The organism is Pseudomonas sp. PSE1(2024) (genome assembly GCF_050990555.1).
GTDB classification, from domain to species: Bacteria; Pseudomonadota; Gammaproteobacteria; order Pseudomonadales; family Pseudomonadaceae; genus Aquipseudomonas; species Aquipseudomonas aphyarum.
This window is the reverse complement of record NZ_CP158967.1, coordinates 182,450-203,265: the sequence shown is the minus strand read 5'-3', so window position 1 is coordinate 203,265 and position 20,816 is coordinate 182,450. Positions and strand designations below refer to the sequence as shown.

The 20,816-nt window shown below is 63.8% G+C and carries 16 protein-coding genes; 4 read left to right on the top strand and 12 right to left on the bottom strand.

The features are described 5' to 3' along the window. Positions 1-15: 15 nt before the first annotated feature. Positions 16-477, bottom strand: a complete 462-nt coding sequence (locus ABTV87_RS00845) for an aminoacyl-tRNA deacylase (RefSeq protein ID WP_007957669.1) — start codon at positions 475-477, stop codon at positions 16-18. Positions 478-673: 196 nt separating this feature from the next. Here ABTV87_RS00845 and ABTV87_RS00840 point away from each other — a divergent pair, with 196 nt between their 5' ends. Both ABTV87_RS00840 and ABTV87_RS00835 read left to right on the top strand, forming a co-directional pair. Further along, positions 674-1,201 carry an NfeD family protein gene (locus tag ABTV87_RS00840; protein WP_433898845.1) on the top strand — a complete coding sequence of 176 codons (528 nt, stop codon included), beginning with the start codon at positions 674-676 and terminating at the stop codon, positions 1,199-1,201. Between the two features lie 2 nt (positions 1,202-1,203). Continuing rightward, positions 1,204-1,962: a slipin family protein gene (locus ABTV87_RS00835; RefSeq protein ID WP_007957673.1), complete on the top strand. Its 759-nt coding sequence runs from the start codon at positions 1,204-1,206 to the stop codon at positions 1,960-1,962. Here the strand turns inward: ABTV87_RS00835 and ABTV87_RS00830 are convergent. The 7 genes from ABTV87_RS00830 to ABTV87_RS00800 form a co-directional block, all read right to left on the bottom strand. Beyond that, the gene (locus ABTV87_RS00830) at positions 1,928-2,902 is read right to left on the bottom strand and encodes a sulfotransferase family protein (protein ID WP_433898844.1); all 975 of its coding nucleotides are present in this window, start codon (positions 2,900-2,902) and stop codon (positions 1,928-1,930) included. The two genes, ABTV87_RS00835 and ABTV87_RS00830, sit on opposite strands and share 35 nt — an antisense overlap. Continuing rightward, positions 2,890-3,675 carry an aspartyl/asparaginyl beta-hydroxylase domain-containing protein gene (locus ABTV87_RS00825; RefSeq protein WP_433898843.1) on the bottom strand — a complete coding sequence of 262 codons (786 nt, stop codon included), beginning with the start codon at positions 3,673-3,675 and terminating at the stop codon, positions 2,890-2,892. Before ABTV87_RS00825 ends, ABTV87_RS00830 begins: the two co-directional genes overlap by 13 nt. Next, entirely contained in the window at positions 3,672-4,277 is a 606-nt protein-coding gene (gene cysC / locus ABTV87_RS00820; RefSeq protein WP_433898842.1) for an adenylyl-sulfate kinase, read from the bottom strand. The genes ABTV87_RS00825 and cysC overlap by 4 nt, the downstream gene beginning before the upstream one ends. Then, positions 4,261-5,775 carry a TolC family protein gene (locus tag ABTV87_RS00815; RefSeq protein WP_007957681.1) on the bottom strand — a complete coding sequence of 505 codons (1,515 nt, stop codon included), beginning with the start codon at positions 5,773-5,775 and terminating at the stop codon, positions 4,261-4,263. The genes cysC and ABTV87_RS00815 overlap by 17 nt, the downstream gene beginning before the upstream one ends. A 47-nt stretch (positions 5,776-5,822) precedes the next feature. Next, complete coding sequence (locus tag ABTV87_RS00810; protein ID WP_433898841.1) at positions 5,823-12,218, bottom strand: Ig-like domain-containing protein; 6,396 nt, start codon at positions 12,216-12,218, stop codon at positions 5,823-5,825. Between the two features lie 55 nt (positions 12,219-12,273). After that, positions 12,274-13,119, bottom strand: coding sequence for a sulfotransferase family protein (locus ABTV87_RS00805; protein ID WP_085608546.1), 846 nt, complete (start codon positions 13,117-13,119; stop codon positions 12,274-12,276). Positions 13,120-13,256: 137 nt separating this feature from the next. Beyond that, positions 13,257-14,852, bottom strand: a complete 1,596-nt coding sequence (locus ABTV87_RS00800; protein WP_433898840.1) for a glycosyltransferase family 39 protein — start codon at positions 14,850-14,852, stop codon at positions 13,257-13,259. Positions 14,853-15,094: 242 nt separating this feature from the next. Here ABTV87_RS00800 and ABTV87_RS00795 point away from each other — a divergent pair, with 242 nt between their 5' ends. Beyond that, complete coding sequence (locus ABTV87_RS00795; RefSeq protein ID WP_085608544.1) at positions 15,095-15,682, top strand: phage tail protein; 588 nt, start codon at positions 15,095-15,097, stop codon at positions 15,680-15,682. A 56-nt stretch (positions 15,683-15,738) separates the two neighbouring features. Further along, on the top strand, positions 15,739-16,050 hold the full coding sequence (locus tag ABTV87_RS00790) for a DUF6916 family protein (protein WP_221535789.1): 312 nt from the start codon (positions 15,739-15,741) through the stop codon (positions 16,048-16,050). A 9-nt stretch (positions 16,051-16,059) separates the two neighbouring features. Here ABTV87_RS00790 and ABTV87_RS00785 read toward each other — a convergent pair whose 3' ends face one another. The 4 genes from ABTV87_RS00785 to ABTV87_RS00770 are packed head-to-tail and all read right to left on the bottom strand — an operon-like array spanning position 16,060 to position 20,752. Next, positions 16,060-16,554, bottom strand: a complete 495-nt coding sequence (locus ABTV87_RS00785) for a GNAT family N-acetyltransferase (protein WP_433898839.1) — start codon at positions 16,552-16,554, stop codon at positions 16,060-16,062. 5 nt (positions 16,555-16,559) lie between these two features. Then, entirely contained in the window at positions 16,560-18,656 is a 2,097-nt protein-coding gene (locus tag ABTV87_RS00780) for a biotin/lipoyl-binding protein (protein WP_433898838.1), read from the bottom strand. Continuing rightward, entirely contained in the window at positions 18,657-19,976 is a 1,320-nt protein-coding gene (locus ABTV87_RS00775) for an efflux RND transporter periplasmic adaptor subunit (RefSeq protein WP_127796548.1), read from the bottom strand. It lies immediately after the preceding gene. Further along, positions 19,973-20,752, bottom strand: coding sequence for an efflux RND transporter periplasmic adaptor subunit (locus ABTV87_RS00770; RefSeq protein ID WP_085608539.1), 780 nt, complete (start codon positions 20,750-20,752; stop codon positions 19,973-19,975). The genes ABTV87_RS00775 and ABTV87_RS00770 overlap by 4 nt, the downstream gene beginning before the upstream one ends. Positions 20,753-20,816 lie beyond the last annotated feature (64 nt).

Here is a 20,816-nt window from a genome sequence, read left to right as displayed (position 1 = left end):
AAAAACGCCACAAATCTACTGACTCAACTCCCGCACCTGCGCATGCGGCACCATTTTCAGGAATTCGGGCATGCTCATGTGCAGCAGGTTGTTGTGGTTGCCGGCTTCCAGGTAGATGTCTTTCTGCCGGGTCAACAGCGGGTCGATGACCATGTCCAGGCCGTAGGAATCGCCCAGCGGCGGTACGGCACCGCGCTCACAGTCGTCGAAGATGTGCGCCAGATTGCTTTCGCGGGTGATTTGCCATTCGCCGCTGCTGCGCACCTTGCTCAAGTCCAGGTGGCGGCTGGCGGGCAGCACCGCCATCAGGTAGTGCCCGTGACGGTCGTCCAGGATCACCGATTTGGCCACCCGTTCTGCGGCAATCCCGGAGACCCGCGCCGTTTCCAGGCTGCTGGACGAGTGCGGGTGGGTGACGATGTCATATTCGCATTGCGCCCGGTTGAGGCTGCTCTGCACTTTCTTGGCCATACGCATGATGCACCTCGGTGCCCGCCGACGCTGCGCGGCGGACGGTAATGAAACGCTGTGGCTGTCCTTGAAAGTCTAGTCCGGCGAGTTGCAAACACCGGGAAATCCGCCCACTGGCGAGACAGGCGAATTGATCAAAAATCATCCAGCCGCAGCCTCAACTAGACTGTAAGAACAAGCCCTGACTCTCGCGGAGGGTCACGTGAACATCCGTTGCTGTGCGCTTGCCCTGTTGCTGCTGAGTGGATCGGTGGTTGCGGCAGACAGTCCGTTTGCCGCCGTCAGCCCGGTCGGCCTGTGGCTGATCACCCTGGGCATCACGTTTCTGATCGCCGAAGCCGCACTGCCCAACTACGGGGTGATCGGCCTCGGCGGTATCGTCATGTTCGTGATCGGCGCGCTGATCCTGAGCAACGCCGAACTGCCGGTGCCGATGATGATCGGCCTCGGGCTGGTCAGCGCCCTGTTGCTGATCGCATTGCTGATCCGTGCCCTGAAAACCCGACCGCGCCAACCGGTCAGCGGCGATGCCGGCCTGCTCGGCAGTGTCACGGCGGTGACGGTGGTGCAACCGGAAGACAGCCGCAACGGCTGGGTGCAATTACAAGGAGAACGCTGGCAGGTGCTGAGCGCCACGCCGCTGCACACCGGGCAACCGGTGCGGGTGGTCGGGCGCAAGGGCCTGTTGCTGCAAGTGTCCGCGACTGACGCGGCACCGCTCGGAGAGTGATCATGGGTCTGCAAATCGGTTTTGTCGCGCTGCTGCTGTTGCTGATCGCCCTGGCCGGCTCGACGTTCCGCATCCTGCGCGAATACGAACGCGGCGTGGTGTTCCAGCTCGGACGCTTCTGGCAGGTCAAGGGGCCGGGGCTGATCCTGCTGATTCCGGTGGTGCAGCAAATGGTCCGGGTCGATCTGCGCACCATCGTCCTCGACGTGCCGCCACAGGACGTGATCACCCGCGACAACGTGTCGGTGAAGGTCAACGCGGTGCTGTATTTCCGCGTGCTCGACCCACAGAAAGCGATCATCCAGGTCGAAGATTTCCTCATGGCCACCAGCCAACTGGCCCAGACCACCCTGCGCGCGGTACTCGGCAAACATGAGCTGGACGAACTGCTGGCCGAGCGCGAACGCCTGAACATCGACATCCAGCAAGTGCTCGACGCCCAGACCGACGCTTGGGGAATCAAGGTCGCCAATGTCGAAATCAAGCACGTCGACCTCAACGAGTCGATGGTGCGCGCCATCGCCAAGCAGGCCGAAGCCGAGCGGGAGCGGCGCGCCAAGGTGATCCACGCCGAAGGCGAATTGCAGGCCTCGGAAAAACTCATGCAGGCCGCCGAAATGCTCGGCCGCCAGCCCGGCGCCATGCAGTTGCGCTACATGCAGACCTTGAGTTCGATTGCCGGCGACAAGAGCTCGACCATCGTCTTTCCATTGCCGATCGAACTGCTCAAGGGGATGGCGGATCTGTCGGCGAAATCGTGAGCGCGCGCAAGCGTTCCAGCGCGGCATAGGGCGCACGAGCGCAATGTTCGACCCGTGCCTGCAACAGCGCCGATGCCTCGCGGCGCTTGTGTTCGCCATCGACGACAAAGGGTTGTGACGGCTGCTTCGCGTGCTGCGCCGTTGCCGTCAGCGCCTGTTCGCACTGCGCCGCACTCAGCTTGAAAAACCGCGCCAGCCGCCCGCTCATCGCGTCGGGCAATTCGCTGTAATTGAGCGCCAGCCCGGCAGAATCACGGCAATGCACCCACCCCGCCTCCAGCAGGCGCCCCAGCCGCCGGGCGATGAAATCCTCGCGGCCCTCGAACGGCAAATCATCGTCCAGCACACAATCGCCGAGCGCATCCGGCACCATGTGCAGGCCAGGGCGACGCAAATGCGAGACGGCGATTTCCAGCGGATCGCGATACACAAACAGCCACGGCGTATCGGGAAAACACTCGTGCAGCAACGGCCATTCGCCGATGTTCCAGGCGTCGAGTTTGATCACCAGTCGCTGCTCCGTACCGCACCGCCGCTGACCGTACGCCGAAAGCAATCCGGCGATGGCCGCGCGGCGTTCTTCGTCCGGCAGATCGCTACGCAGCAAGGCATCAAGGGGCGGCGGCTCCGAGACCACGATGTGATCGTCGAGCCGGGCAAGCATCTGGCTGATCAGCGTCGAACCGCAACGCGAGGCGTGCAGGATGAAGGCGCTCGGCGGCAGCCCCGGACTGAGCGCTTGCCAATCCATGAGCGTCGACAAGGGTGTTTGCCGTCGGAACGCCTGATTGAACGGCAGACGCAACGCGTCTTCGACGGCCTCACGAAAGAACGGCTGATACAGCGGCGTGTCGCCAAACCAGCACCAGTCGACCTGCCATTGCCCGGCAGTTTTCCAGATGCGGATCGGCAACCAGCCGTCGAAATTCACAGACGCCATTGTTCGTTCCATGAGCGACGGCCGTTACGCATCGCCGCCAGCAGTTCTTCACGGGAAAAATGCAGACCGCGCTCAGTGGCCAACGCCAGCGTCTGGTCGATGAAGGTTTCGGGGTCGTGCAATGCCTGCAACGTTGCGGACAGCAACGGATCCGAGACCAGCAACCGTTGAAATCGCTGCAGCGCCGTCTCCGCGCCATCGGGCAGCGGAGTGCTCGGCAAACCGTCAACAATCATCTGCTCCAGCCAGGACGCGGGGCGGCAATCGAGCACCAGATGAACCCGAGCCGTGCTGTCGCGATTGTCGACCCGATGCGGCCGGGCGAGATCGAGAAACCAGCATTCTCCCGCCGTCATCGGCATCCGCTGGCCGTCGAGCCAGAAGTCCACGGCGGGCGGACTGAGCAGTGGAATATGCAGGCGCAAATCGGCGTCCGCACCCTCAAGATCGTAGTCGCGATGCTCATGAATCTGCCCGCCCGGCCCTAGTCGCAGCAGCCGCGCACTGACGATTTCCAGCGGCAGATCCCGCAGCGCCTGCTGCCAGCGACGATCATTCAGCCAAGGGGTGCGTTGCACGGGTTCGGCACTGCCGGGGGACAGTTCGGTCAGCGCGTCGGCGGCGGAGATCAGCGCCACGCCGCTCCAGTCGCCGGCGAAATAAGCGGTGTTGAAATGACCGCGCCAGGCAGCGTCGTCAATCGCCGCCAGCGCCTGCAACAGCAACGGCAGGTCCACCGTCACCGGCAACCGTGAGAACGCCAGCCGGCTCATGCCTTGGGCAACACCGCAGTTTCGCCGAGCCAGGTCAGCAAGCGGTCCAGACAGGCTTCGACCGTCAGCGTGCCGGTGTCGAGCACCAGCGAAGCCTGGGCCGGCGCCTCGTAAGGTGCCGATACGCCGGTGAACCCGGCCAACTCGCCGCGTCGGGCCCGGGCGTAATGCCCTTTCGGATCGCGCTGCTCGCACACCGCCAGCGCGGCGCTGCACCAGACCTCGCGATAGTCCTCGCCCAACCGGCGGGCAAACACCTCACGCAGTTCCGCCAGCGGCGCGATCATCGCCAGAATCACGATCTGCCCGTTCTCCACCAGCAACGCTGCCAGCTCACTGGCGCGGCGGATGTTTTCCAGGCGGTCGGCATCGGTAAAACCCAGGTCGCGGTTGAGCCCGACCCGCAACCCATCGCCATCAAGCACCACGCTTTGCAGACCGCGACTGAACAACTCGGCATGCAACGCCTGGGCAAGGGTCGACTTGCCCGCCGCCGGCAGACCGGTCAGCAGCATCGCCGTGCCGCGATGGCCGTTGCGGGCCTCGCGTTGGGCACGGCTGATACTGGCGGTCGGCGCCAATACGTCACTGCGCGGAGGCATGGGCCACCGGCACCGAAATATTCCCCGAGGCCCACGCCGCTTCGCGGTTGGCCAGGGCGGTGGCAATCGACTGGACTTCGGTCGACTGCACCTGATCCGGCAGCGGGTCGAGACCAGCGCTGGCGAAAATCTGGCCGTAGGCATTGCGCAGATCGGCGTAGGACAGATCGCGCCGCAGATCGGCCTGCAAGGTGTTGAGCTCGCCCTGAATCAGGTCCAGCTCACCAATGCCGTCGGCCTGACGACGGTTACGCAACTGACCGACGATTTGCCCGTCGATGTCCGACAGTTGCTGGTTGGTCTTGAACTGGCGCAGCGCCTCCTGATAGTTGGCGTTCGCCACGTAAAGCTGCGCCAGCACTGCAATCGACATCGCCTGGCGCCGTGCAGCAGCGACTTCTTCACCGGCCTTGGCCACGTCGATGGCCGCCGGGGCAGAGATCACGTTGAACAGGTTCCAGGTGACCTTCACGCCGTAGTCGGCCCAGCCCTGCTCGACCAGAAACGAGTTGCTGTCGTAATGTCCGCCGGCGGAGAACTCCAGGCCCGGCAGCAGACGCAGCATGGCCTTGCGGGTTTCGGCGGCGCTGATCCGGGTCTGGTAATCCTGCTCGCGCAGTTCCGGACGGCTGGTCAGGGCTTCCTGTTCGAGTTTGCTCAGATCGACCTTGAGTTCCGGGATCTGATAACCGTCATCGGTGGCCAACGTCAGGTTGGTGCCCAGCGGCAGGTTGATCAGGGTCGCCAGTTCGGTTTTCGCCAGCGACAGCGCGCGGCGTTGTTCTTCCAGTTGCCGGGTCGCTTCGATCAGCGAACGCTGGTAGCCGAGGGACTGCACCGGATCGCCGATGCGCTGTTCGCTCATGCTTTCGCTATTGCGCCGGGCGGTGTCGACCCGCGCCATCAGGCTGTCGATCTGCTTGAGCAGGCGTTCGGCGGCCATCGCCCGCCAATAGGCCGAGCGCACGTCCTGAACGATGGTGTTGATCACCTTGCGCCGGCGTTCCTGAACGATCAGGCGCTGGTCGCCCTGCTGCTTGGCGCTGATGTAGCTGACGCCGAAATCGAGGACGTTCCAGACCATGGTCAGGTCGGCGACGTCGCGGTCGCGGTCCTGAGAGGTCGACGGTTCCAGGGACTGGGTGCCGGTGCGCACACTCTGGCTGCTGGAGGCGCTGACGTTGTTACGCCCGACGTAGCCGGCGTCCAGCGCCATGCGCGGCAGCATGTCGAAACTGGCGAGGTCGAGCTGCCGCTTGGCCAGCGCTTCCTCCATGATTTTCAAGCGGCCTTCGAGGTTGTATTTCACCGCGCGGGCCATGGCCTGGTGCAGGGTCAGCGGACCGCTCAGCGGTTCCTGGCCCTTGTACATGCTTTGCAGGTCGGCCCGGGCCCTTTGTTCACTGACACTGCGTTCGATCGGTTCACTGGTCACTGCACATCCGCTGATCGCCAGCGCCAGCAGGCTGGCGCCGAACAACTTCTGACTTTTCTTCATCCCTGGATCGCCCCTAGGTCCCGCACATATTGAGTTGTTGTGTGTTGTCAGGCCGGCATTTCGCTGATGCCGACCTGTTGCAGTGCTGCCGCCAGGTTGTCGACCCGGTGTTGCTCGCTGTCCTTGATCTGTTGCAGTTGCTGGCCCAGGGTCGGCGCGCCGAACACACCGCGCAGGCCTTGGGAAATATCGCCGCCCTTGATCGACTGGCTGCCGAAGGCATTCAGCGAATCGCGCTCGGTGCTGCTGTCCTGATTGAACAGGCTCGACAGCGTGCTGCTGCCGAACACCCCGCCATCGCCGCCGCCGAATCCGAGGAAGCCATGACCGGAACCGTCACCCAGGTTGTCGCTGCTGCTGAAGACCTGGGCAATGAAGCTCGGGCTCAGCGCACCGCGATTGATGAAAATATCCCCCAGCGGACGGATGCCGTTGCCGATCACCCGCTGCTCGAACAACGGCGCGAAAGTCAGCGGCGAACCGAGGTCGCCGGTGGGCGGCGTGAAGACGATCGGTTGCAGCGGAACGTTCGGCGGTGGTGGCGGCGCGACCGGATCGCTGCTGCGGAATTCCGGATCCGGCGTCACGACGATCAGCGGAGAAGTCGGTATCACAGGAGGCACAGGCACCACCGGCACCGTGTTGATCACGTAATTGCCGGAGCTGCTGACGCCGCTGCCGCTGTTGCCCGACAGGTCGCTGACCCCGGCGGTGTTGATGCTGATCGCATTGCTGGCGCTGTTGACGTTGGCATTCGGCGTCAGGGTCGCCGTCCAGGTCTTGCCACCGTCGCTGCTGCTCAGGTTGGACAAGGTGCCGTTGGCTACGCTGAGGTCCGACAGGTCGAAACCGCTCACCGCTTCATTGAAGGTGATGGTCACCTGCGAAGTCTGGCCGACGCCCAGGTTCGGATTGGCGATCACCACCGTGGCGGTCGGCCGTTCGCTGTCGAGGGCGTAGTTGTTCGACACCGCCACCGTGCTGCCGGCGTTGCCTGCAAGGTCGGTGACGTTGCTGGTGTCCAGCGCAATGAAGTTGCTCGGGTCGGTGACATTCGCGGTCGGCGTGAAGGTCGCGGTCCAGGTCTTTCCGCCATCGCTGCTGGTCAGGTTGCTCAGGTCGCCGTTGGTCACGCTCAGGTCGGACAGGTCGAAATTGCTCACCGCCTCGCTGAACGTGAAGGTCACCGTGGTGCTCTGGCCGATGCCCAGATTCGGATTGGCGACGACGATGTTTACCGTCGGCCGGGTCGCATCGAGGATGTAGTTGTTGGAGATGGCGATGCTCGCCCCGAGGTTGCCGGCCAGATCCTGGACACCGGCGGTGTCGATCAGGATCAGGTTGGTCGGATCGTTGACGTTGGCCGTCGGGGTGAAGGTCGCGGTCCAGGTCACGCCGCCGTCGCTGCTGGTCAGGTTCGACAGCGAACCGTTAGCGACGCTGATGTCCGACAGATCGAACCCGCTCACTGCTTCGCTGAAGGTGATGGTTACGGTGGTAGTTTCACCGATGCCCAGCCGATTGTCGGCGACCACGATGGTGGCGGTCGGCAGCGCGGTGTCGATCGCGAAGTTGTTGGAATCGGTGGTGCCGACGCCACTGTTGCCCGACAGGTTGGCCACCCCGGCGTTGTTCAGGGTGATCAGGTTAGTGGCATCGGTGATGTTGCTGGTCGGCGTGAAAGTCGCGGTCCAGGTGATGCCGCCGTCGCTGCTGCTGACGTTGCTCAACGTGCCGTTGGCGATGGTCAGGTCGCTGTTGTCAAAACCGCTGACCGCTTCGTTGAAGGTGATGGTCACCAGCGAGGTTTCCCCGGCCTTCAGCGAAGTGTCGGCAACCACGATGGTGGCAGTCGGCACCTGGGTCTGCACTTGGTAATTGGCCGAGTTGGTGGTGCCAGTGCCGGTGTTACCGGCCAAGTCGGTGATGCCGGTGTTGTTCAGGACGATCAGGTTGGTCAGATCGGTAACGCCGATGTTCGGCGTGAAGGTAGCCGTCCAGGTGATGCCGCCGTCGCTCGACGAAACGTTGCTCAGGGTGCCGTTGGCGACGCTCAGGTCGGAATTATCGAAACCGGTGACCGCCTCGCTGAAGGTGATGGTCACCAGCGCGGTTTCGCCGGGCCGCAGGTCGCTGTCGGTCATGACGATGGTCGCCGTCGGACGCTGACTGTCGACCGCGTAGTTGTTGGAATCGGTGGTGCCGCTGCCGGCGTTGCCCGCCAGATCGGAGATGCCGGTGTTGTCCAGCGTAATCAGGTTGGTGGTATCGGTGATGCCCGCTGCCGGCGTGAACGTCGCGGTCCAGGTGATGCCGCCGTCGCTGCTGCTCACCGCGCTCAGCGTACCGTTGGCGATGATCAGGTCGGCATTGGTGAAACCGGTCACCGCTTCGCTGAAGGTAATGGTCACCAGGCTGGTCTGGCCGACGCCGAGCGCCGTGTCGGCGACCACGATGGTGGCGGTCGGACGCACCGTATCGATGGCGTAATTGTTCGAATCGGTGGTGCCGCTGCCGGCATTACCTGACAGGTTCTGTACGCCGGTATTGTCCAGCGTGATCAGGTTGGTGGCGTCGGTGATGTTGGTGGTCGGCGTGAACGTGGCCGTCCAGGTAATGCCGCCATCACTGCTGCTCACCGCGCTGAGCGTGCCGTTGGCAATCGTCAGGTCGGCGTTGGTGAAACCGGTCACCGCCTCGCTGAAGGTGATGGTCACCAGCGAGGTTTCGCCGATTTTCAGCGCGTTGTCGGCAATGATGATGGTCGCGGTCGGCACCACGGTGTCGATGGTGTAGTTGTTGGAGTTGGTCGTGCCGCTGCCGGCGTTGCCCGAAAGGTCGGCGATGCCGGTATTGGCCAGCACGATCAGGTTGGTCGCGTCGTTGACGCCCAGGTTCGGCGTGAACGTTGCCGTCCAGGTTATGCCGCCGTCACTGCTGCTCACGGCGGTCAGCGTACCGTTGGCAATGATCAGGTCGGCGTTGGTGAAGCCGCTGACCGCTTCGCTGAAGGTAATAGTCACCAGCGAGGTTTCGCCGGCAGTGAGGTTGCTGTCGGCGACCACGATGGTCGCGGTTGGCCGCACCGTATCGATCGCATAATTGTTGGAATCGGTAGTACCGCTTCCGGCGTTGCCCGACAGGTCGACGATGCCGGTGTTGTCCAGGGTGATCAGGTTGGTGGTGTCAGTGATGCTGGCGCTCGGGGTGAACGTCGCGGTCCAGGTGATGCCGCCGTCGCTGCTGCTGACCGCGCTCAACGTGCCGTTGGCGACCGTCAGGTCGGCGTTGGTGAAACCGCTGATCGCCTCACTGAAGGTGATAGTCACCAGCGAGGTTTCACCGATCCGCAGGTTGTTGTCGGCCACCACGATGGTCGCGGTCGGGCGCACGGTATCGATGGCGTAATTGTTGGAGTCGGTTGTGCCGCTGCCGGCGTTGCCGGTCAGATCCGCGATGCCGGTGTTGTTCAGCGTGATCAGGTTGGTCGCGTCGGTGATGCTGGCGGTCGGCGTGAACGTCGCCGTCCAGGTGATACCGCCGTCGCTGCTGCTGACCGCCGTCAACGTGCCGTTGGCAATGGTCAGGTCGGCGTTGGTGAAACCGGTGATCGCTTCGCTGAAGGTGATGGTCACCAGTGAGGTTTCGCCAATTTTCAGGGCGTTGTCGGCCACCACGATGGTCGCGGTCGGACGCGCGGTGTCGATCGCGTAATTGTTGGAATTGGTGGTGCCACTGCCGGCGTTGCCGGCCAGATCGACGACCCCGGTGTTATCCAGGGTGACCAGGTTGGTGGTGTCAGTAATGTTGGTGGTCGGCGTCAGCGTGGCGGTCCAGGTGATGCCGCCGTCACTGCTGCTCAGGCCGGTCAGGGTGCCGTTGGCCACTGTCATGTCGGCGGTGGTGAAGCCGCTGACCGCTTCGCTGAAGGTGATGGTCACCAGCGAGGTTTCACCGGCCGCCAGATTGGTGTCGGCCACCACAATGGTTGCCGTCGGCCGCACGGTATCGATCACGTAATTGGCCGAATCAGTCGTGCCGCTGCCGGCGTTGCCCGCCAGGTCAGCGATACCGGACTTGTCCAGAGAGATCAGGTTAGTGGTGTCAGTGATGCTGGCTGTCGGGGTGAACGTTCCGGTCCAGGTGATGCCGCCGTCGCTGCTGCTCACTGCGCTCAACGTGCCGTTGGCGATAGACAGATCGGCGTTGGTGAAACCGGTCACCGCTTCACTGAAGGTGAAAGTCACCAGCGACGTATCGCCGATCTTCAACGCCGTATCGGACATCACGATGGTCACGGTCGGCCGCGCGGTATCGATCGCGTAATTGACCGAGCTGGTCGTGCCGACGCCCGCCACGCCGTCGCTGATGGCGGTCACTCCGGTGTTGTCGAGGGTGATCAGGTTGGTGCTGTCGGTAATGTTGTTGGTCGGCGTGAAAGTCGCGGTCCAGGTCAGGCCGCCGTCGCTGCTGCTGACCGATGTCAGCGTGCCGTTGGCGATGGTCAGGTCGGCGTTGGTGAAGCCGGTGACTGCCCGGCTGAAGGTGATGGTCACCAGCGAGGTTTCGCCGATTTTCAGAGCCGTGTCGGCCATCACGATGGTCGCGGTCGGTGGCTCAACATAAGCAGTGTTGAGCGTACCGCCGTTGTTATAGATTGCCGCGAAGGCCAACGGTACAGAGCCCGTCACGCCACCACCCAGTTCTGCGCCGCCAGACCCGCTGCCGGCCGCGTTGCCGCTGATGGCGCTGAAGTTGGCAGCGGTGATCAGTACCGTGCCGCCCTGGTTCCAGATCGCGCCGACACCCCGTCCACCGTCGCCGCCGTTCAGGTTGTTGCTGCCCTGGCCGCTGCCGCCACCACCACCGCCGCCCGCGCCGATGTTGTTGCTGATGACCGAGGTGCCGACGATTTTCAGCGTGCCGGTGGAAGCGTTGTAAATGCCGCCGGCCGCATTGCCGCCGACACCGCCAACCTTGTCCCAGCCAGCGCCGCCACCGCCGCCACCGATGGAAATCGTGCCGTTGCTGGCCGTGCCGCCATTGCCGCCATTGCTGTAATAGGACACGCCCACACCGCCCGCGCCGCCCGTGGTCGAGCCGCCGCGCCCGCCCATGTGCGTCGCGTCGTAGCCACCGCCGTAACCGCCGACACCGCCGCTGCCGGCCTGGCCGCCCAGCGTACCGGTGCCCGGCCCGGCTGTGCCGCCATGACCGCCGCTCTGACCGCCAAGACCACCGCCACCGCCGCCGCCACCGCCGTAAAACGCACCGGTGACACCACCGCCACCACCACCGCCGGCCGCCGCGTTGCCGGTGACCGAAACGTTGTTCAGGGTCAGGATGCCGGCGTTGAAAATCCCGCCGCCCATGGCGCCGGTTGCGCCGTAACCGCCATTGCCACCGTTGCCCGAGACCAGGCCCCGGGTGATGACCAGACCATCCAGGGTCACCGTGCTGCCGGAGGTGATTTCCACCACTCGGGTCCGGTATTGGCCATCGAGCGTAACGTCGGCGACACCGTCGTTGTTCAGGTCACCATCGACCGTGATGTTCTTGTTGATCAGCAATTCCGAGGTGAGCTGCACCGTCATGCCGCTGCTGAAGGTCACGATGTCGCCGTTCTGCGCCGACGCCAGCGCTGCGCGCAGCGAGCCGACCCCGGTGTTGGCATTGTTAGTGGCGGTCCAGGTGGCCAGGCCCCACTGGTATTCGCTCATCGCCTGGGCCGACAGCACGTTGGCGCTTTCGATGTTGCCGGTGGCGATCTCCAGAGCCCAGTCGCCGCCCACGCCGGTGCGGTTGTTCGAGGCGGCCACATCGCGGCCGGTCAATTGCGCCAACGAGTCGACGAAGCTCAGGCCACGATCGCCTTCGGCGGTGTAGCAGCCGTAGATCAGGATGTCGCCGCCGACGTTCATGTCCTTGCCGATTTCCGCCAGGATCGCGCTGCGCTGGGCGACGTTGTCGGCCGACAGGTAACTGTTGCCGAGCCACAGGTCACCGGCGTTGCCGTGAGCGATGATCTGCACCGAGCTCACGCCCTGATGCTGGTCGAGGTAATCGGCGATCTGCTGCAAACCGTCCTTGCCGGCATCGAGCTTGACCACTTGCGTGCCGGGGGCCACGCCCTTGAGCAGGCTGTCGGCATCCTTGACCCGGGAATCGACGAACACCACGCTCTGCCCCGGCACCGCGACCGGGCTGGCGGCGGGCGTGGCGTCGGCCTGGCCGTGGGTGTCCTTGCTGGCGCTCGGGTGGTCGGCAGCCGGCGCTTTCGCGGCATCGGCGGTGGCATGGCTGTCAGCCTGGGCGGCGGTGTCGGCCACGGTGGCCGCGACGGCGCCGTCGAACAGCATGCGCGGTTCCAGCGACATGATCATGGGCGCCGCCAGCGTCCGTTGGCCTTCGGTAACCCGCGACTTCTGCTTGCTCCACCACATGTTGCTCACCCGGACTCGAACACAGTTGTTGACGCATCAATGAAAAACGCCGCGATCAGCTGATCGCGGCGTCGGACTTCATACGAATGACATTGGCAGCGCTGGCTGAGCCATCGAGCCAGAAGGACAGATCGGCGTATTGCTTGAACAGGTCCGGCGGCAGGATCGTGCGCCGCGACTCAAGGGCGACCTTGGGCTTGACCTTGTGCAGGCCGGCCACGCCCAGGGCCTGGTCGAACTCCGGCGCGTCATAGGCCAGGTGCTCGAAATCGTGCTCGAACCAGGGTTCGCCGATGAAGTCGTAGACCAGCCGCAGCACCCGCTCGGGGGCCTGGGTCAGCAGGTCGTAATCGACGATCAGCAGCGAATCGGCGTGCTCGCCGTAATAGGCTTCCTTGAGCGCCGCCCAGGCGAAACCCACCAGACGATTGCGCTGGGCCAAAGTCTCGCAGCGGCTGTAGACAGTGTTGCGCTCGACCGCATCGCCGAACAGTTTGGTGTTTTCAAAAGGATTGGCGCGGTACAGCCGCTCAAGGCTGTCCATCACCCAGGCGACATTGCGCACACAGGCGATGACCTTGGCTTGAGGGAACAGGTCGTTGATGGCCGGCAGTCGCGCAGACCACTGGCGGTTGGTGTCGAACACCACCGGTTTGTCGGCCTTGTCGGCGTAGTAGGAATCGAACAGGCCGCGCAACAGGCGGCGGCGCATGTCGGTGTCGATCACCGCGCCGAATTCGCTGCCGGCGCTGCACTGTTCAAGGACCCCGGAGAACAGCGCGCCGACCGGACTGGTCATGCCGGCATGAAAACGCGGGTTCTGCAGGAGGATTGCAGAAAGGAGGGTAGAACCTGAGCGCGGCAAGCCGGAGATAAAGTGGAACTGCTGCAATCCCTTCACCGTATTTGTAAGTCCTTTTGTCCCACGAGCGTAGTCCAACAATACCCTTTCGACTAGTAGTGTTTTGATATCAAAACAGAGCAAAACGGACTTAAAAATATCGGCTTTATCGCGAATAAAATGGTGAAGCGTTTAAGTCAGTTTTCTCCCGATCCATTGGGCGCCTGCAACGAAAAAAGTCGCGCTTTCGCCCCGCCCGCCTGCACCTGGTCCCGCAGCTGCCAGGTCGCAGGCAGGGGCAGAAATGGATCGGGTACTTCCACGTCCAGATCACCGATCAACCAGACCCGGGCACTGTCCTTCGGCAGGTCTCCCAACCGATCGAGGTAAACCTCATCGGACACCAGCGTGCCGAAGCCGTAGTGGTTCGGGCGGGTCGAGCGCCCCTCGACGGTGGGCGGCGTAAACAGCCGGACTTGAGCGTCTGTACGGTTGTAATAGACGTAACTGAGGTACCAGAGCATGTCGCTGGTAACGATCCGGTCGCCGCTCGTGAAGTGGCGGTTGACGTAATCGACCATGACGTTGAACTGGTCGTTGCGGTCGACCATGGCGTTGTTGTTCAACCCGATCATCTCGACCCCGACCAGCGACAGCAGCACCGCCATCGCCAGCACGCGGACGCTGCTGTAGAGCCGGTCGATGGCCAGCGCCGCCAGCATCGGCAGCCCCAGCGCGTAGGCAGTCAGGTAACGCTCGATGAACACCGGCGTGACGAAGGACACGGCGAACACCAGCAACAACGGCACGCCGGTGTAGAGCGCCAGCAGGACGCTGCCATGGTTCACGCTGCGATCCCGGGCGACGGCGACAGCCGCCAGTACCAGCAAGGCCAGCGGCACACCGCCGAACAGCAGCAACGGCAACTGCTCGCCCTCATCCTGGATCAGCCAGAGCCAGATCATCGACGGCAGCGAAGACAGGGTTACCGGATCTTCCCAGCCCACATCGCCGCCGGCCTTGAGCGCGTCCATGTGTTGCAACAGGTCAATCAGGTTCGGCAACCACGGAAGGTAGAGCAAGACGATGGCCAGATTGGCCAGCCACCAGTCCTTGCGCTGAAGATGCTTCAGGCGATAACCCGGCAACAGGCGGATCAGCCCCAGATACAGCCAATGGCTCAGCGCCGCCAGCACGGCGAAATAGTGGGTGTACAACGCCGCCGTCATCAGCAGCGCGTAGATCAGCAGATAACGGTGACGCTGCGGGCGCCGGATCCACTTGACCAGTACCAGCGTTGCGCCAATCAGCAACAAGCCAAGCAAGGCGTACATGCGCACTTCCTGGCTATAGCGCACCGCCGTCGGCAGTAGCGCCAGCAACACCCCGGCGATGATTGCGGCGCGGCGGGTGGCCAGCCGGTCGACCAGGCTCACGCCGAGCCCGACCGTGGCGATACCGGCCAGCGCACTGAAACTGCGAATGGCCAGAAGGCCGTCACCGAACACGCCGATCCAGCCGTGCAGCAGCATGAAGTACAGCGGCGGGTGCACGTCGAACGCGGCGTGTGTCCAGATCCCGCCCAGCGAATAGCGCGCCAGCAGCAGGCTCGAACCTTCATCGCCCCAGATCGCGGCAGCGGTCAGGTCATAAAAACGCACCACGGTGGCCAGCAACAGGATCGGTATCAGCCAATGCTCGCGCGCCCAGCGCAACAGGCGCCGGACACCGGCATTCGGTGCGGCGAACGGATCCTGGGTATCCCCCAGCGGCGTCTCGCGAAGGACCTCCATCAACCTCCCCTCAGCGTTTTTTGCGAACTCGATTTGCGTCATTGATTGCGAACACTGTAGGCCAGCGCCGAAGTCGACGCGCGGCCGTGACGACGTCCGGCAAGTCCGTCGATCCGGGTCTACGCTACGGCTTGGCGTGACCTGCCCGCGCAAAAGGAAGGAGTCAGCAAAACGTTTCGACCGGCCCGACAATAAGGGCGACCGCGCGGCGCGCCGACCACACAACAGAAGGATGAGGAACCATGGAAGTCTTTATGGGTACGATTCAACCGTTCGCCTTCAACTTCGCCCCGAGTGGCTGGGCCTTGTGCAACGGGCAAATCCTGGGCATCTCGCAATACCAGGCGCTGTTCGCCTTGCTCGGCACTTACTACGGCGGCAATGGCACGACCAACTTTCAACTGCCCAACCTGCAAGGTCGCGTGCCCGTCGCACAAGGCACCGGACTGGGCCTGACGCCGCGCGTCATCGGTCAGGTGTACGGCACCGAAAGCGTCACCGCCACCATCGCCAACATGCCCAACCACACTCACGCGATGACCGGCCTCACCGCCAACACGGCCTTGTCCCTGGCAGTACCCGCCAGCAATCCGGCGACCGTGCCGACCGCCACCAACTCGTACCTCGGCGCGTCCGGCGGCGGCCCGGGTTCGGCGAACATTTACTCCGACGCCCAAGGCGCCACACCGGTGCCACTCAAGGGTGTGACCACCACCGTCACCGGGGACATTTCCTCCACCGGCGGCAGTCAGCCACTGCAAGTCTTGAACCCGGCCCTGGTCCTCAACTTCAGCGTTGCCCTGAACGGCCTGTTCCCGTCGCGCAACTGAGCAAACGCCGGGGGCTTCACGGCCCCCGGCCGTTCTTTTTTCACTGGAGTCAGACCATGCTGCAAGCGGTTCAGATTCAACACGTCCAGCCGTTGCTCGGACAGCAACGCACGCTGCACCTGCCCGATGGCACGGCATTGCCGATCCGGATCGAGCACCTGGATGAGGTCCCCGCGGCGAAAACCCGCTACAGCGAACGCATGCCCTTCTGCCTCGAATTCAACAGCCTGGTGCCGACCGAGTTCGTCGACGGTTTATGCGCGCTGGAGCTGCCGGAACTCGGCCGGGTGGAGGACATTTTCGTGTCGCGGGTGCCGGCGATGGGGCGGGATCCGCAACTGGGTTATTTCTGCATTTCCTTCAACTGAGACCCCGCCTCACTGCGGGTACCACACCAACCGCTCCGCCGCCGGATTGCGCTCCTCCACGGCAAACCCCAGCGCCAGGTAATGCTGGCGCGCATGGGGGTTGTTGGCCCAGACCACCGTCGCCACCGGGCAGCGCACTTGCTGCGCGGCTTTTTGCACGCCTTGCAGCACGGTTCGTCCGTAACCTTTGCCCCGCGCCTGTGGAATGAACGCGAGGTACAACACGCGGATTTCATTGACGCCGAAATCGGTGCTGAGTGCGCCGATGGCCGTGCCGAGTTTTTCCACGATGTAGTGCATGGCATTCGGATGGTTTTCACCCATGCCCTGCTCCTGCACCTGAAACTGCTGGGCAACGATTTGCTGCACCTGTTCCTGCTCGCCGTCGATCCATTGCAGATCCGGCCGCGCCGATTGATACAGGCTCTGCAGAAAGGGTCCGTCAGTCGCCCGCGAAGGCCGCACCACCAATCCGTCCGCCGCCAGGTTGTCCGTCACCTTCATGCTCCCTAGAAACCGCTTTCCCTGACCCCCAGCGCCGCCATCCGGCGCCAGGCCACGCCGAGCACCGATTCGCCGCTGCCCTGCAACACCACCACGCCACGCAGCGGCTGCACCGGGGTCGGTGCCTTATCCAGCGTAGCCAAACGCACGCCGTATTGCGCCTGCACCGGTTCCGCCCGTTGCTGCTGATCGCGGCGCACGGCAATCGGCCCGTGGTGATCGGAAGTCAGCGCCTCCTGATCGACATAGGCCACACCGTTGGTGTCGATTTCATTGAGTTGTACCGCGATGGCGGCATGCATCGGGTCGTCGGCGATAAACCGCCCAGTGGCACCGGGCTTGACCCGCCACAGTTCGGCTTCGGCCAGATAACCGCGCAGTCGCGTGCCGTCCTCGACCACCCGCGCCAGCGCATCCTTGCTCGACAGCCAGCGGCCCGGCGTCAGGTTCGGCAGCAGATCTCGTACGGTGCCCGCATGAGGTGCGCGCAACAGAAGGCGTTCACGTTGAGCAGTCAGGCCACGGTATTCCGCCACCGCTTCGGCAAGGCGTTGCTCGACGATGCCGGCGTCGGCAGCGGTTTCACTACGGCCAGCCTGGCGGCGCATCAGCAATTGCTGGATGCGGATTTCCCGGCGGACGATGGCCTGCCGCGAATCGAGATCAGGCGATTCCAGTTCGATCAGCACGTCGCCCTGAGCAACGGTCTGGCCATCCTCGACCTTCACGGCTTTGACCCGCGCCGCCGTCGGCGCGTGCAAGGCACTGGCGCGACCACCCTCAAGCATCGTCGGCAACTCGACCGAGCTGCGCCACGGCACGATCAGCACCAGCAACAGGCCGAGTACCGCCAGGCTGCTGAGCAACACCCGGGGACCGTGAGCCTGTTCGCGGCGGCTCCACCACTGGCGCCACTCACTCATGATCGGCAGGAAAATGAACCACACCAGTTCCACCAGCATCAGGAAGATCCCCAACACCTTGAAGAACAAGTGATAGACCGCCAGCGCGATCCCGAAAAACAACGCCGCACGCCATAACCACGAGCCATACCCCCAGATCAGCAAACGCCGCTGCATCGTCGGCGACCAAGGCTCCGGCGCGGGCGCGCCATAGCCGAACAGAAATTCCCTCAGCCGCCATCGACACAGGGCAAAGGCCCGCCCCTGCAAATTGTCGACTTCCCATAAGTCGCTGAGCAGAAAGTAGCCATCAAAACGCATGAACGGGTTGAGATTGACCACCAGTGTGGTGATCCACGTCGCGCTGGCGAGCATGAACGCCGCCGTGCGACCGGGCCCGTCCGGCAGGAACGACCAGACCAGCAACGCAATGCTCGCCAGCAGCAATTCCGCCAGTACTCCACCGGCACCGATCAGCAGTCGCGCGCGTCGATCATTGACCCGCCAGGCATCGCTGACATCGGTGTAGAACATCGGCAGCAAGACCATGAACGCCACGCCCATGCTTTGCACTCGACACCCGGCGCGCTTGGCCATGAACGCATGACCGAACTCATGACAGAGCTTGGCGAAGAACAACGCGATGCCGAACGCGATCGCGCCGCCGAGGCTGAACAGGTGCGGAAAAGTGCCGACGAACCGCTGCCAGTCCCGCGACACCAGAAACACTCCGAGCGCCAGCGTCGCCGGCAGACCGTAGCGCAAAACCCTCGGACCGAAACGCTCCAGCCACGGCCAGGCACGGTTGAGAAAAGCGTCCGGCCGCCACAGTGGAATGCGAAAAAACAGGTATTGATGCAGCAGGATTTTCCACAGGCTCTGGCGTTGTACGAGGGCCTTGAGCCGATAGCTGGCGCGCTGTTGCTCGTCGAGGGCGCTGATCAGATCGTGGCCGCGCAGGAACTCCAGCAGTTGCGCCAGCTCGTTGCCGTCCAGAGGCAAACCCGGTTCACGATTGGCGGCGCGCAGCACTTGTTCGGGATCGCCCAGCGACCAGTGGCGCAACAGACGCATGGCTGCCGCACCAAGCTTGAAGTAGCGCCCGCGCACCGGGTCGGCCAACGTCCAGCGCGGCGAACCGTCCAATGCCGGCGCCGCGGGCGACAATTGCAGGTCGGCACGCAGGCTCGGCAGCGTCATTTAAAGGCCTACGCTCTGACGCAGCCCGGCGAGTGGGCGCCGCAGCAGGTACAAGGCCAGCGGCGCGCGGTCGCCGAAAATTTTTGCGGTGCCGCGCAGGCCGATGCGCGGTGGGGCGTCGGCGAAATTGGCGTCCAGCCGATAGGCCAATTGGCCGCCGGCGGTGGGCTGCGCCTCGTAGGCCGAACGTTCGAGGGTGGCGAGATGGCGTTGCAGCGGATCGCTGTCGAGAAACAGCGCGACTTCGGCACCCGGCTCCAGCGAGATCGCGTCGCCCACGGCCAGTTCGATACGCAGTTCGGCCTGGCTCGGGTCGGCGATTTCCATCAGCCGTTCGCCGGTCTGCACCGGTTTGCCGGTCCAGCGCTCGGCATCGGCGAACACCGCAATGCCGTCGCGCTCGGCACGCACTTCGCTGCGGTTGAGCAGTTCGCGAGCGTAGTCGCGTTCGGCGCGTTTCTGTTCGGCGCGGGCGGCCAGCAGATCGACCCGGGAGCTGGATTCGGCGTCAACGAACGAGCGTTGGGAGTTGGCTTTGAGTTCCGCCTCGGCAACTCCGAGTGCACGCTCGGCGACATCGGCCTGAGCCTTCAGCGTCGTGCTTTCAAAGCGCAGCAACAAATCACCGGTTTTCACGCTCTGGTTGGGTTTGACCAGAAACTCTGCGATCACTCCGTCCAGCGGCGCGGCGACAACCCGCCCGCCCTGAGGCACCACTTCGGCAGGCGCCAGCACCGACTGGCGCACCGGGATCAACAGCCCGAGCAACAACACGGCGACCAGCGCCACCTGGCGTTTGCGGGTCCAGCGCAGCCGCCATGGCTTGCGCGGTTGCAGCGCCAGCCAGGCATGACTATAGGTGTCGCCCAGCTGCGACAGCAGCACTTGTTCGGAAGGATTCCACGGCAGATCACGGGCCAGCCACAAACCACCGAACACCTGCCCCTGACGATCAATCAACGGCAACCAGAACACTTGCATGGCCGACAGACTGCGCCAGTCGGCCTGGATCGATTCGCCGACCATTTCCGGCGTGATCACCCGCGCCTGTTTCAGCACATCCTGCTTGAACAACTGCGCCACGGCCTGCTCGACGAACGCCACGAACGGCGCATTCGGCTCCACCGCACTGACCCCGGTCACCGCCTGCACTTTGCCGGCGATCAGCAGCGCCGCATGGCGAAAACCAAACAGTGACTGGCCGTCATTGACCAGGCTGTAGGCCAGTTGCGAAATGTCATGGGCCGCGCGGGTCTGCCGTTCGAGATCGAGAAACCGCGCGAATACTTGCTCGGCGGCGCCGCTCACCGGGGCGTTCACTTAAGCTCCGGAAAGCGCGCGGTGCCGCTCATGCCGGCGAGCAAGCCTTTGGCTTCGGGAAGAGTTGCGACCAGCAACAGGGTCTGGCTGCCTTCATCGATCCGCGCACCGAGGCGTTTGACCGTGGCGTCGATGGCCTGACCGGTTTCATCAGGCACGAAGCTGAATGACTGACCGGGCTTGAGCCTGGCCATCCAGCGCGACGGCACCAGCAGATGAATTTCCAGGGTGCGGTTGTCGACCACATCGAGCAGCGGCGCACCGGCCGGCACGCTTTCATAACGCTGCACCTTGCGCTCGACCACTTGCCCGTCGAACGGCGCGACCACGCTGCAGCGTTTGACCTGGACTTGATAAACCTGAGATTGCGCCTGGGTTTCGCTGACCTTGGCCTCGGCCCGGGCCACTTCGAAACGCCCGACGGAATTGAGCGCCGCCAGTTGCCGGTTGTGCGCCAGCTCTTCACCGGCGCCACGGCTGGCGGCCTGCGCGGCATTCAACTGGGCCTGATAGGCCGAACAGTCGAACCGCGCCAGGGTATCGCCCTTCTTGAACGACTCGCCCTCGCTGAACGGCAACTCGACGATGCGCCCGGACAACTCGCTGGCCAACGTCGCCTGATCCCGCGCCCGCAACACACCGCGCGCTTCACTGCTGGCCGACGCATTCGCCGCCCCGCCGTTATCCAGCAGCGGATCGTCTGGCGCGGGCGTTTGAGCCTGAACTGCACACGTTACAAAGGTCAATCCGACAACCCAACCACGAAAACGCCGCATAACCGTTACTCCCTGACGGATGCTCGGAGTCTACGACAGCGGGGATTAGCGTCAAGCGAAAGGC